The sequence below is a fragment of the Pseudomonas sp. G(2018) genome (genome assembly GCF_005502415.1).
Classification (GTDB): Bacteria; Pseudomonadota; Gammaproteobacteria; order Pseudomonadales; family Pseudomonadaceae; genus Aquipseudomonas.
Window position 1 is genome coordinate 1 of record NZ_SCOO01000066.1, and the last position, 12,664, is coordinate 12,664.

The 12,664-nt window shown below is 54.6% G+C and carries 17 protein-coding genes; 14 read left to right on the forward strand and 3 right to left on the reverse strand.

The features are described 5' to 3' along the window. The first annotated feature begins 405 nt into the window (after nucleotides 1–405). The 5 genes from FFS64_RS30460 to FFS64_RS30480 all read left to right on the forward strand — a co-directional run bounded on the left by FFS64_RS30460 (nucleotide 406) and on the right by FFS64_RS30480 (nucleotide 3,135). Nucleotides 406–1,527 carry a DNA cytosine methyltransferase gene (locus FFS64_RS30460; RefSeq protein WP_137808367.1) on the forward strand — a complete coding sequence of 374 codons (1,122 nt, stop codon included), beginning with the start codon at nucleotides 406–408 and terminating at the stop codon, nucleotides 1,525–1,527. Nucleotides 1,528–2,132: 605 nt separating this feature from the next. Further along, nucleotides 2,133–2,366, forward strand: a complete 234-nt coding sequence (locus tag FFS64_RS30465; protein ID WP_137808368.1) for a hypothetical protein — start codon at nucleotides 2,133–2,135, stop codon at nucleotides 2,364–2,366. A 14-nt stretch (nucleotides 2,367–2,380) separates the two neighbouring features. Further along, a complete protein-coding gene (locus FFS64_RS30470; RefSeq protein ID WP_137808369.1) occupies nucleotides 2,381–2,623 on the forward strand; it encodes a hypothetical protein in 243 nt (80 codons plus the stop codon). An 18-nt stretch (nucleotides 2,624–2,641) separates the two neighbouring features. Continuing rightward, entirely contained in the window at nucleotides 2,642–2,878 is a 237-nt protein-coding gene (locus tag FFS64_RS30475; protein WP_137808370.1) for a hypothetical protein, read from the forward strand. A gap of 56 nt (nucleotides 2,879–2,934) precedes the next feature. Further along, nucleotides 2,935–3,135 carry a hypothetical protein gene (locus FFS64_RS30480; RefSeq protein WP_137808371.1) on the forward strand — a complete coding sequence of 67 codons (201 nt, stop codon included), beginning with the start codon at nucleotides 2,935–2,937 and terminating at the stop codon, nucleotides 3,133–3,135. Nucleotides 3,136–3,301: 166 nt separating this feature from the next. On the opposite strand, the gene FFS64_RS30485 is transcribed toward FFS64_RS30480, so the two are convergent. The 3 genes from FFS64_RS30485 to FFS64_RS30495 are packed head-to-tail and all read right to left on the reverse strand — an operon-like array spanning nucleotide 3,302 to nucleotide 5,129. Further along, nucleotides 3,302–3,949, reverse strand: coding sequence for a hypothetical protein (locus tag FFS64_RS30485; protein ID WP_137808372.1), 648 nt, complete (start codon nucleotides 3,947–3,949; stop codon nucleotides 3,302–3,304). Next, a complete protein-coding gene (locus FFS64_RS30490) occupies nucleotides 3,942–4,625 on the reverse strand; it encodes a protein mobD (protein WP_137808373.1) in 684 nt (227 codons plus the stop codon). Before FFS64_RS30490 ends, FFS64_RS30485 begins: the two co-directional genes overlap by 8 nt. Before the next feature lie 9 nt (nucleotides 4,626–4,634). Continuing rightward, nucleotides 4,635–5,129, reverse strand: coding sequence for a hypothetical protein (locus FFS64_RS30495; RefSeq protein WP_137808374.1), 495 nt, complete (start codon nucleotides 5,127–5,129; stop codon nucleotides 4,635–4,637). Nucleotides 5,130–5,364: 235 nt separating this feature from the next. Between FFS64_RS30495 and mobA the strand changes: the two genes are divergently transcribed. The 9 genes from mobA to FFS64_RS30530 form a co-directional block, all read left to right on the forward strand. Beyond that, complete coding sequence (gene mobA, locus FFS64_RS30500; protein WP_171017168.1) at nucleotides 5,365–5,670, forward strand: plasmid mobilization protein MobA; 306 nt, start codon at nucleotides 5,365–5,367, stop codon at nucleotides 5,668–5,670. 99 nt (nucleotides 5,671–5,769) lie between these two features. Further along, nucleotides 5,770–5,997: a hypothetical protein gene (locus tag FFS64_RS31530; RefSeq protein WP_218571101.1), complete on the forward strand. Its 228-nt coding sequence runs from the start codon at nucleotides 5,770–5,772 to the stop codon at nucleotides 5,995–5,997. Beyond that, a complete protein-coding gene (locus FFS64_RS31535) occupies nucleotides 5,998–6,201 on the forward strand; it encodes a hypothetical protein (protein WP_256660585.1) in 204 nt (67 codons plus the stop codon). 14 nt (nucleotides 6,202–6,215) lie between these two features. Beyond that, complete coding sequence (gene traI, locus FFS64_RS30505) at nucleotides 6,216–7,892, forward strand: TraI/MobA(P) family conjugative relaxase (protein WP_256660586.1); 1,677 nt, start codon at nucleotides 6,216–6,218, stop codon at nucleotides 7,890–7,892. Between the two features lie 60 nt (nucleotides 7,893–7,952). Then, a complete protein-coding gene (locus FFS64_RS30510) occupies nucleotides 7,953–8,408 on the forward strand; it encodes a DotD/TraH family lipoprotein (RefSeq protein WP_137808375.1) in 456 nt (151 codons plus the stop codon). Between the two features lie 12 nt (nucleotides 8,409–8,420). After that, a complete protein-coding gene (locus tag FFS64_RS31400; protein ID WP_171017169.1) occupies nucleotides 8,421–9,803 on the forward strand; it encodes a type IV secretory system conjugative DNA transfer family protein in 1,383 nt (460 codons plus the stop codon). Then, nucleotides 9,800–10,309 carry a toxin co-regulated pilus biosynthesis Q family protein gene (locus FFS64_RS30520; RefSeq protein ID WP_137808376.1) on the forward strand — a complete coding sequence of 170 codons (510 nt, stop codon included), beginning with the start codon at nucleotides 9,800–9,802 and terminating at the stop codon, nucleotides 10,307–10,309. The genes FFS64_RS31400 and FFS64_RS30520 overlap by 4 nt, the downstream gene beginning before the upstream one ends. Nucleotides 10,310–10,325: 16 nt before the next feature. Further along, on the forward strand, nucleotides 10,326–12,086 hold the full coding sequence (locus FFS64_RS30525) for a hypothetical protein (RefSeq protein ID WP_137808377.1): 1,761 nt from the start codon (nucleotides 10,326–10,328) through the stop codon (nucleotides 12,084–12,086). Next, on the forward strand, nucleotides 12,086–12,664 hold a 579-nt coding region (locus FFS64_RS30530; RefSeq protein ID WP_137808378.1), incomplete at its 3' end, for a type 4b pilus protein PilO2. The genes FFS64_RS30525 and FFS64_RS30530, both read left to right, overlap by 1 nt.

The following is a 12,664-nucleotide window of genomic DNA, read 5'->3' on the forward strand; positions in this document are numbered from 1 at the left end:
ACCCATCCCCCCGCCCTTCCCTCCAGGAAGGGAGCGAGTCGGCCTCTGACCCCAACGGCCATGGGGGAGAAGCAACCCCATGACCGCCGGGGGAGCCTTGATTACCAGCCACCTGGTAAAGGGACCGCTGCGCATCAGTCCTCACCCGTTCGGTGCTCGCCTGCAAGCAGGCTGTGCGCCGCGTGCGGCTTCCGGGCTGACCCTTGACCAGGTAAAGCAGGAAAGTCTTTGTGGTGACGCTCACGCAGCCAGTGAGTGCCGAGTGGTTTATGGCCTAGCGCTCTTGCTATGCCGGTACGTAAATACGTACGTATTGCTTTACGTAATTACGTATTTTAGGTACAATACAAACAGAAAATCGTTATCGGGAAGAGTCAATTGAACAACTCAATATCAGAGGCACGAATGGCAAGTAACGCGCCTGAGCACGCAGCTGTTGGTGTAGATGATCGAGAATTGGAAGAGATCGTCGCTGCTTTTGTAGAGGCGCAGTCCCATATGAACTCGGCTGAAGAACGGACTCATCACCTCTTTGACTCCCCACGGGCTTCTGAAGTTGTTCGTCTGAAGGACAAAGCTTCGGCGTACCACAAGATTCATGGATGGATGACACCGGCAGAAGCCCGCGCCCGTATCGATCTTTGGAAGGACCAAGCGGAGACGCAAGGTGCCCAGCGAAAGAATTCCGACAAAGTCGTGCTGTCTTTTTTCGACAAAACAGGCGCATGGTCACGCCCATGGGAGGAAGCGGGATATCAGGTGTACCGCTTCGACATCCAAGACAATCCCGAAACTGGTGATGTCAATCTGTTCGGCGCCGAATTTTTTGGTGATTGGTTCGGTGACTTCGATGGCTTAGACATCTACGCGATCTTGGCCGCATGCCCATGCACCGACTTTGCAGTGTCCGGGGCTCGACACTTCGCCGCAAAAGATGCCGATGGACGTACCGTTGCGTCAGTACAGTTGGTTCACCAAACACTACGTGCAATTGAGTATTTCAAACCGTCTATTTGGGCAATTGAAAATCCGGTGGGACGTATCGAGAAGCTGGGAGGCCTTCCACAGTGGAGACTGGCATTCGACCCCTACCACGTTGGTGATACGTACACGAAAAAGACGCTCCTCTGGGGACGCTTCAATGCTGATTTACCCGTTGCGCCAGTAGAGCCCACTGAAGGCTCGAAAATGCACAGCAAGTACGGTGGAAGCAGCCTGGCGACCAAGAACGCAAGGAGTGTCACCCCTGAAGGGTTTGCATACGCGTTCTTCATGGCTAATAACGCTATCGACCATCCAAAGATGGCTGTTTCTGCCAAGTACGACCGGCTGTGTTCGCGCCTGCTGGGTGAGGCGGTCGAGTTCGGTTTGTCGCCTTACGAAATCGGCGGCTTGGTAGACGACTTTTACTACATGGATCTCAACGATGAAGGTGCTGAAGACACCTTGCGTATGGAGCTGACAGCCCGGGGGGCCAAACTGGCTAGCTACTCCGAAGCCAGTGGACAGTTCGCCATGTGGCTTTAAGCGCAAGATCCACCGCCGCGCCCCGTCTATCGGGGCTGCCGCGTATTGCTGAGACCAGGCTCTAGCCCGGCACGTCGACTAACATGCGAGATGCGGGTCCAGCCGCAGAAAAAAACACGGTATAGCTCGGCTTTCTGATGATGGCCACCAGTGCCGCACTCAGCGTCTGACCCAGAAAGTCGCCCAAACGCCGTGCCGATCGGCACCGGCCTCGATCACTATCACCTGCAGCAGTGACCGGCGGCGCCGGCATCGAGCTGCTGACTAGGTGCTGGCCGGGGCGCGTCAACCGCGTGCACCAGGTGCGCGATCAGCCGCGGGAATGAGCAGGGCACGGCCGCCAATGGCGTCGCCGGCAGCTGCAGGAGTTACGGCCGCCGGGGGAGACTTGATGCCCAGTCACCTGGTAAGGGACCGCAGCGCTTCAGTCCTCACCCGTTCCTCTGCAGCAGCGAAGGTTGGACTCCACGCGTCCGAGCTTCAATAAGTGGTACTTACACATTCTGTAGACGTGCATGTCACATATACAGGAAACTTTTCACTGCCAATCGGAAAGTTTTTTCCGGTTCAAACTGCCAATAATTCGCTCATATCGAGAGTTCACCATGTCCAACCTAATTGCTGAACTTCGGTACCCCCTGCACCTGACCTTGGATCAACTGACCGAGCTACAGGCCCGGCTGGATGTCGTGGCGGCCTCCGAAGCTGATCCGGACGCGCCGATTTTCTCGCTGTTGGATCAAGTCCGTGCGCTGCGCAAACATGCGCTAGTCGAGAGCCAAGAGCGGTCCGAGGCTGCTCCGGGATTTTACGAACGCTTTATTGACGACTCGAACTGAATGGAAGCCCCGCTATGTCCACGACGACCACTGCCCCAAAAGCAACGTTTCTCAATATCCTGCGCATCAAGTTGACCAAGATCGGCCGCACCGAACGCCGCTACATCGACCGCGCCGAGGAAAATGTGCGCGCCTACGCAGAGGCGCTGGCCGATGCCAACATCATCACGGACGACGAGCGCGACGAGCTGTACGACAAGGCCAAAGATGCCGCCGAGGCCGCCGTGCGTGCATTTAAGGACGCCGAGCAGGCATAACCGAAAGGAGCCATCGCCATGACTGCCGAACAGGACGCCGCCGCCCTTCAACTGCTGGAGCTGTACGCCGATCTCCTGGAGCATCAGCACGGCCCGTGCCTGGCAGGGCGGATCGAGCTAATGGCCTGGATCGATGCGCAGTTTTTGCTCCTGGCCAAGCTGGATGCGCCGGAGCACGCTGCCAGTGACATGATCAATAGCGCCTATGTGCTTTGGCAGGCCGAGGCGCTGGGCCTCGATATCAACGACCAATAGAAGAACCCCCCCCGCCGGTGGCTATACTGGTTCGGTCACTGAGCGGAGGGGCCGCCATGGATATCGACACCGTTGTGTTGTACGGCCAGAACGGTCGAGAAGAAGAATTTGGAGTGTCGCCCGGCTCCCCGGAGCAGGTGGCCGCCGCGATTAAGCAGATCCTTGAGGAAAACCCCTGGGCGATCCGTTGTGAGTACGAAAGCGCCGGGCGCCTGGTCGATGAGCAGGGCGTGCCGCTCTTTGATGACCCGCCGTAACCCGCCGCGCTAGGCGTAACGGCGCTTGTGTTGTGGCCGGCCCCCCGTACGTATGTGATCAGCCGCATTGGAAAGAGAAGGGCAGGGCTGGACGGGAGGAGGGTCTAGGTCGCCTTGAATACTCAATGGCCTGGTGCGTATCGAAGCGCAGCCAGGTCATCGAAACTCATAGGAATGGCAGCAAGAATGTAGCGGAAAGGCCGAGGAGGCAGAGACCAGCAACAACGAGTCCTAATCTCTTCCCATGGCGAATTTCTTCTCTTGCGGTCCATATCGACGATGCAACCGCAGCAAATCCACAGCATGCTGCGATCCATCCTGCAGGCGTTCTTGCAATCGTAGACAGAATAATCGCTAAAGGGTGCTGACCTGGGTTAATGGATGCCCAAAATGGCATCCGGCCTGTGCCCAGGACAAATCCCACAAACGTGCATAAAGCGCCAAACGCCACCAGGGCGAGCATGGTGATACCGATGAACTGATACCTGGATGCAGCCACGGCTTTCACCGCGACTGCTTCACTGGTTCGAGCTACCGCTTCCGACAGTGTTCCAAGTGCCTTTTTGGTTTCAACATCCGCGACATCTGCTGCTGTCCTGCGAATGTCCTCCATGACTTGCCCAGCATGCTTCGAGATCATCCCCGGATACTTGCTAAACAGCGTGTCGTAGGACTGCAGCGTCATCAGTATGAGCCAGAGCGAATCGTTGTCTCGAATGTTGAGCGCGTTTTTTACACGATACATCTCCTCGATTTCCTTCTCTGACGGTTGCCGACCTAGCAACTTGGCGAAGGCAGAATCGAGATCAGACATTGATCAGCTCCCCGAGTGTTGGCTTGTATTCATTTCTCCAACGCGTCAGCTCAGCCCTGTTGCCGATCGGCAACTCTTTCATCGCTGCCTCAATCGACAGACGCTTGCTGTACAAATCATCGCTGACTCGATCTGCGAGGTCTGGAAAGGTAATCGAGTTGCCTCCGGCAGCTTCAACCGACTCTCGCAGTTTTGAGCCGTTGTATAGCTCAAATTTGCCTTCGTCACCGAAGTAGCTGTTGCGGACTACGTGCACGACTGAGTCAGGAATTGCATCCATATAGTCTTTCAGCAACTCCAGGCTATCTCGTTGACGATTGATCACCCAGAACGTCACCAGTTTCCGATTCAACTCTTCAAGGGTTGAATTCAACGTGCTGCCGTATGCGCTAACACCTTTGTTGTTACGTGCAGCGGTGTTGATGATGATGATTGCATCCTTGTTTGCGTCGCAAAGGTTGACCATATCGATCCATCCGTTTGCAACGTCGAGATCAATCAGGTGGGTTTCAAGCTCGTCTTTGTACATCTTGTACACGTCAGGATTGGAGGTATCTGATTCAATCAGAATTACCTTCTTTTTCTCGTGCAGGGCTGTGTCGATAAGCGCAATGGTTACCATCGACTTACCCACGCCACCTTTGCTTCCGCCAGTCACAACAATTGGCTCATTCATATGCTTTACCTAAATCTCGCGACTGTCATCGCGTGGTTGAAAAGTTCCGCTTTGCACGGGTTCTTTGAAAGTTGCTCTCTTGTCTGCGAGTGTTGGGGTAGTCTGGGTACCTTTATTGATATCATCTGCTGGTGTTTTGTGTGTTACAGAGCTTGCGTTTGCGTGCTTTTTATTTGCTTCATCTGATGCTTTTTTAACGCTGTTATCAAGAGATTTTGCAGGCGGCTTTGCAGGAGCTTTGGAGCCGCGTTTCTTCTGCCCCTTCTGCCCCTTCGCCCTCGTGAGATAGCTTTTCAGCGTCTGAGGCTTTATCTCCAAACCACGAGCCGTAAATATTTCCGCGATCATCTCGATTGTGTAGCCTTTTTCTTGCAGCTCGGCTACCTGAGCTGCAAGCATCTGCACTGCTTCCGGTTTGCTAACCTCACGCTTTTTAACCTCAACCACAGGAAGGCTTTTCAAGCTTTCTTGCAGGTTTTCGATCGTCTCGATCGCAATCTTCATTTTGTCACCTGCTGATTATGCTTTTCCGCATTCTAGCTTTTGCCGTTGCTGCGTCAACTACTGCGCTATATAGTTGAACACAAGAGCTCTTAGAATCTGGGACAAGGTAGGGTTTGCTATACCGCCATAAATGGCGTCCTAGCAACCGAAAGGGATCCAGTCGTTACACTCCCTCCTCCTTTCTACCTCCCCTGCTCAGGGCAAGCCCCGAGACCCCAAAAGCAGAACCTTGAATATGAGTGACAGCGAAACCCGAAAGAAAACAGAGCTCATCATGGTGAGGGTTACGCCCGAGGAGAAAGCCGCGCTCACAGAACGCGCCCATGACGCGAACCTCACAACCCCCGCTTACCTGCGTGATTGCGGTTTGGGCAGGACAATTCGGAGCAAAGTTGAGCACCACGTCATCAACGAACTGCGCCGATTAGGTGGCCTTCAAAAGCACCTGTTCAAAGAGGGTGGGGGAGCTAAGTCAAAAGAATTCGCCGAGATCCTTGTTGAAATCCAACGAGCGATCGCACGCATCGGTGATAAATCGTGATCGCCAAAATTCCAGAGAAGCGTGCCGACGGAGACTCATCCTTTAAGGACTTGGTTGAGTACATGACAAACAGGGATGAAGACCAGGAGAAATTCACCGATGAGCTCAATACAAGCGAGCGAAGAAGACACCTCGACGTTCTTAGGGTTATTGGAATCAATCTCGCTACAGCAGGCGACCATCTGCGCGCAGCTGGACGAGTTGATGTCATTGATGGAGACGCCATCAGAATCCGTCTTGGAAGTTTTGGAAGGCCTGCTCACTCCGATGCAGGAAAGCATGACCGATCTGACCGAAACGTTGACAACCCAATTGAAGGTGAAATAGATGGGCGTGAACATCAACGAAGTATTGCCCGCACTCGCGCAAATCTTAGAGCAGCAGGTCGCTATCTCGGACAAGCTCCTGAAGCTGATCGAGACTTTCAAGAAAGAGCCAGAGCCCGTCGAACCTACCTTGCGGTTGCTGCTGACACCGCTGAACGACGGAATCGACGTAATGCAGGAGACGTTGATGCAGACGAAAGACTAGCGCTGCTCCAACTGATGGGCGGACCACAGGAGGTAATCACGAGCTCGGGAGTGGTCTGCCAGCACAACTGCCTAACGCTTGAAAGCGCTAGTGCTGAAATGGGCGCGGTCGCCGCTCAAAACGCACGCGTTAAAGACCCGGTTTATCACGTAGTGCTTTCTTGGGCACCTGGTGAAAACCCTACTGATCAGGAAGCCTTTGAGAGTGCGCACTACGCGCTGAAATCCGTTGGCATGAGCGATCACCAATATGTCTTTGCGGTGCACCGCGACACCGACAACGCGCACGTCCACATCGCTGTAAACCGGGTTAACCCGGAGACCTTCAAGGCGGTCTATCCAGATCGCGACTACTACAAGCTCGATCGTGCAATGCGAGAACTTGAACTTGCCAATGGCTGGCAGGAAGTCGAAGGCGTTTTCTCTATATTTGAGCGTAACGGAAAGAAGGTCATTGACTGGACGAGCAAGTCGCCAGATTCAAAAGGAAAGCGGCCAAGTAAGGCTTCGGAGATGGAGCGATACGACGGCAGCGAGAGCTTCTTCACTTACGTCCGAAATGAGCCTCGAAAGGCCATCGCTGCCGCGCTGAAGCGTGAAACACTTACTTGGCAAGCCATCCACCACTTGCTCGCCAAATTCAATCTTGAGTTGCGCGAGAAAGGGCAGGGGTTGGCCATCTACGATCTGGGCTCAGACGCAACCACGCCGATCAAGGCCAGCGACCTCCACGAAGACCTCTCAAAGTCCCGTCTGGTAAAACGCCTCGGTGACTTCCAGGAGCCCCGTCCTGTCGAGGTAGACCCGTCGACAAAATACGATAAACACAAACCATTAAAACGCGACCCTCAAGTTCGTGAGGATCGCCGGCAGGCCAGAGCTGACGCGCGTAGAGCTCTGCGCGATCGCTATCAGGCTTATAAAAAGAGCTTCGTCACGAAGCGTTTGAACCCGGCTGAGGTCAAGCGCCGTTATGCGGAAATAGCCGAGCAGGCGCGCGATCAGCGATCAAAGGTCAAGGCATCGAAAGGCAGCGTTGCGGCAAAAAAAGCGATGTACAGCGTTATCGCCTTTGAAACCCTACGAGATCGGGAGCGCCTGAAGGCCGTAATTCAACGAGAGAGAAACGAGCTTCGCCAAGATCCACACAACAAGACACGGACATTCAAGGAGTGGGTAGAGGAGCAGGCAGCGGCCGGTGACGCCGCCGCGATCAGTCAGGTACGTGGCTGGGCTTACTCCGAAAAACGCAAGCAGAAGGAAATTCAGGATGCAGAGAAAGACGATCGGCGTAACGGGTTGCGACACGATAGTGAAGCTGATCCTGTTGCGAAAACGAACGTCGTCGGCATGACCTTCAAGGTGCGCCGAAGCGGAAGCGTTCATTACCAGAATGATCGGGGTCAGGATCAGTTCGTTGACCAGGGGCGATCGGTCCAGGTGATGCCAGGCGCTGACACTAATCGAGCCTCAATCGCTGCGGCTTTGGCATTTGCCAAAGAAAAGTATGGGGGAAAATTCGAGCTGACAGGATCGGACGAATTTATGAAACTCGCCGTTGAAGTCATGTCTGAATACAAAATAAATGTGACGCTCAATAATGCCTCGCAGGAGGCCATGCGCAAAGCTTATGAAGCTGAAATCAGGGCATCTGAGCGCAAGGGAGGAGGGAAAGGGCACAGACCTTCGTAAAAGTGGAATTGCACAACGTCATTCCGTATAGTACCCTTAATACAAAATTAGGGGGTCATTATGGATTCGTGGCGTATCTCTGTTGGGGTTCTACTTCTCGCAACCGGTTTAACTGGTTGCGCAACGAAGTCGAACCCCGCTGATGTTCAAACTGAGATCGATCGGCTGATCCTAGATTCCGCCCGGACGATCCAGGCAGCTCAAGCTGATCTTTATAAGGCCGGCGCCCTCAGCAAACCAGCTAACCCCACGCCGGCTCGTATTTTCAGTGGGCAACAGCCGCTTACCTTTACCTGGAAAGGCGATGCCTATCTCCTTCTCCAAACCCTTGCGCAAGACCGAGGGTTCTCATTCTCTTCTGTCGGGTCACGACTGCCCCTTCCGTTGAACATGGATGTCAAAGATATGCCCTTCGATATGGTGCTTACCCAAATAAGCGCCCAGATCGGGTATCGCGCATCTGTCGACAAGGGCGTTACCAGTCTCGTTCTCCGCTACAGCCGGCCCATGCCCTAAACGGAGTTCGTGATGAAACGCATTGCAATCGCCATCATCCTCGCTCAAGCGTCTTGGCACACCTCTGCGGTAGGTGCGGAAGGAAGTATGAGTTCCGACCCTCGGCTCACCGACAGCGGTTCAACGCTCTCGCTTGACGCCTTGATGAATCCAACATCACAAGCCAGCACCGGAGTGAACAGCCTCCGTGCGCAACTTCTGTCAGACGGTGGTCGCACAGTTGGTTTTCGTGGCGGCCTGGCAGCGAGGGCGCAAGACCTAATCAGCGCCTTGCACCGCCGTGAGCGGGCACTCGATGTCCAGTTCGAGTTTGGTCCTTTGGTAAGTCCCAGTGGTCTGCTACCTCCAGTAATCGTTGAATCGCGTGATGTGGCGGCCTTCTCTCCTGACCAGATCCGAATGGCCAATGTTGTCTACAAAAAAGAGCGCAATGAGCGCTTCGTTAGCGTACCTCCGACTTGGCGTGACTATTTGTTGGTGGGATTGCCTACTCAGGCCAATGTGGACCTTCCTGTTATGGAAGCGCGACCAGTCGATACCGCTGAAATGAAGATTTGGCAGGAAGCGGTAAAGCAGGGCTGGGAGGAAGGTGCGGCTCAGGCGATGACCATTCTTGAAGCCAACTTCAATCGGCTGACCCGTGACTACAAAGGCATGATGCTTTACTCGACACTTCTGCAACACAACATGGTTGGGCAGAGCCAAGTCGCTGAATCCCAGCAAACAGTCACAGGTGATAGCGGCCAACTTACGCTCGGCGACAAGATGCGTCGTTTGGTTGGGAAGGCCGAGTTCGAAGTGGACGCGGCCAAATGGCGCCCAGTAATCAAAGTGGGGGCTCTACCGCCGCCGGCCCCCCCTGTTGTGAAAGTACCCTCGCAGTCTTCCCAGGTAGCTGTATTCACGCCGACTTCCCCGTCGCAGAACATCGCGGTTAGCGGACCAGTACCAACCATGGCGTCGAGTCTGGCTACTTCAGTCGCCCCAGGATCGTCAAGCGTACCGGTCACTCCATCGACTGCAGCTTCGCAGACAAAGTCTTCCCTGACTTCTCCGGCGACACCACCAGCGGCAGTTCCAGGCGGTACGCCTCCGGTCAAATTCCCGCTCGCTGCTGCACCGGTCAAAGCTCTACCAGTTTGGGAGACTAAAGACGGTTCCACGCTCCGCGAGACTGTGACCCAGTGGGCCAAAACTGCGGGTTGGACAGTGGACTGGATGCCAGAGGACCTCAATTACGCAGTCCCACATCTGCGGATCGAAGGTTCGTTCGAGGACGCGGTAATCAAAATCTTTTCGTACTTCCAAAACGCAGAGCGTCCTCTTGAGCCGAAGGGGTCACGTCAGCAGAAGCTAATCAGAGTTTTGGAATCCAACCCGAGGAAGTCTGCATGAACTTCAGATACGTAGGCAGGCTGACTGTCACATTGCTGGTTTTTACCCTTATGTCTGGCTGCCAGAGTTCAAAACCTGTTGATCGCGATGCCAAGCCAGGTAGCGGATCGGGTGCATCGTCAGCACCTGGTCAAAAAACCTCAGCAAGCATTTTTCAGGACGAACCACTCGTCAATCTAAAGCCATTGCCGGTTAAGAAGCCCGCGAGTGAAAACGCTGTAATACGTGCCATGCCGGCCCCTGCCGAAAGCTGGATCGTGTCGCCGGCCGACGCAACGCTTCGGCACGTCCTGGGCAAGTGGGCTGCTCGGGCCGGCTGGCAGTTGGTCTGGGAGGCGTCCGTCGATGTTCCGGTAACCGTCAGTGCGTCCTTTGACGGTGATTTCCGATCAGCCGTAAAGCGGCTGTTTTCTTCGCTATCCGCTGCAGAAGTCAACCTGACCGGACTCATGTACTCGGGTAACCGTGTACTTCGCGTGACCGAATCAGGCCGTCGCGCCCAATAACCCAGGAGTAGAAATAATGACTTCGTACACAAAACGAAGCGTGGCGTTCGTGACGGCATTGTCGCTTGCCGGCTGCGGTACCGTGATGGAGCGAAACACCATTCGGGATGCAGTGACGCAGGGTAGTAACTCGGTCGAGAACCGTCTTAGCCAACAGCGCGAGGACGACCAACAACGAGGCGCCGTAGTCAGGGAAATCGATGGCGTCTGGCTTGGCGGTAAAACAGTGAAAGTATCTCGTGATGCTGAGCTCCCGTCTGTGTTCAACCAGCCCATCCGATTTGCATTTCCCGATAAACCGACACTGACAGTCATTGGTGATCGAATCAGCAAAATCGTCGGGCTCTCGGTCAGGGTTAGCCCTGATGCCCTGATTCCGCTAGAGGCTTTTTCCGCACAGCGAATGGGCGCTGGAAGTGCCATGGGTGGATTGCAATCTGGCGGCGCGGTAGCGGCAGCGAATAACGTCAGCTTGCCACCGGGCATGGCAATGCCTATGAGCGGTCCTATCGGACAAACCGCGCCAAGCATGGCAATGATGAATGGTGGGTACCAGGGTTTCATGCCAGGGCGCTCATTCATCATTGACCAGGCAAGCCCCTTTGGCGGCACGCTGACTGAATTGCTCGACCAGGTCTCGTCGAAATTCGGTGTCGGCTGGGACTACAAGGACGGCGCTATCCTGATTTCGCGCATCGTGACGCGGACTTATCAAATCGCCTCGATCACGGACACCAATGATGTAAGCAGCACCATTGCAAAGGCGGGAACAACAGGGGGATCGAGCGGCGGCAATAGCGGATCTAACGGCAACATCAGCCAAGCGGGTAACGTGTCGTCCTCTGCTGACGTCTCGGCAAAAATGAGCGCTTCAGTTGACGTGGTTAAGGGGCTTCGTACCGCTATCGAAGGCACTTTGACACCCGGTGGAATTGGCAAATATTCGATTTCATCATCTGGCGTTATCACCGTAACCGACACGCGCGAAGTTCAAGAACAGATTCAGGATCTTATCGCGGCGGAAAACAAATCGGTCAGCCGACAAGTGCGTATGCGTATGCAAATTGTCGATCTGACTGCCAACACAAACAATGACATGGGTGTTGACTGGTCGTGGCTGATTAACGACGCGACACGCAAGTGGAACGTCAACTTCTTTTCTCCAGCAGGTCTGCCAGGGGGATCGACGGGGTTCGGTCAGTTGGGCGTGATTCGTAACGGTGATAACTCAACCACGTCCGCTTTTTTGCGAGCGCTGGCGAGCGTTGGGAAGGTCAACATCCGTAAGGACGAGACTTATTCGATGATGAACAACCGACCTCTGTCGGTTGCCAATACCGAAAACTTCATCTACCCGGCTCGCTCGTCGCCGGCCACCACCACCACGGACTCCGCGACAGCTGTTCCAGGCGTAGAACCTGCTCAACTCACGACAGGTACGTTCTTGAACATGAGAACGTCGATTCAGCCCAATGGCTCGGTCATCGTGCAATTCTCGATGGATGCGTCTTTGCGTGGGGAGACGAAGACGTTTGTATCGAATGGGGTGACGTTGCAATACCCCCAATCGACCGCTAACCAGTACCAGATTTACTCGAGCATCGTGAACGGTGAAACCGCTGTACTCGCCGGCATTGACAACACGCAGCAGCAATCAACGGACAAATCCTTCGACAGCAAGCTAACCCCATTGCTGGGTGGCGGCATCGCTACATCATCATCGCGCCGCGCGGTACTTGTGCTGTTGACCCCACAGATCATCGAAGGGGTGAACTGATGTCGGCCTCCGTTCTGATCCCCGGTTTCGGCCAAGCGATTGCCGGCCTCGACTGGTTGCCGTTGCCTGGTCTTGACGGCAAGAGTACGGAAATTAAGCAGCTAGGCCGAGGCGTTGACGCTGCGTGGCAATTCGTCTGGTCAGTCAAGGGTAATGAAGACGAATACGTTGCCTTTATATCGAAAGGTGAAGTGAAAAAGCGCCCTGTGGCCGCCTCGTCATTGGTCCGTTCGGCAGTTGCCGAGGACTTATATCTAGCTCTGGTTGAAGTGGAAGAGGGGCGTTATTGGGCTTTTGCGGTGAAAGACGGAATGCCGGCAAAGAGGATGGATCGCGTAGGCGATGCAACCGATTTGATGGGCATAGTGAAAGACTTTCTCACGTCATTGCCGGAGCCATCAAAGGTACCTATCTACACCGACAAACCGGAGTTGTTTGAACGGCTGCCGTTCCCTGTCGATGTCCGTTCGTTCTCTCTGGAAATTCTTGGTCATTCGATCAAGAAGCGTGATTTTAAGAAAGCCGAGTTTTCGTGGTATTCCGCAGCGCCGATAGGAGGTATTGCGATCGGCGTCGTG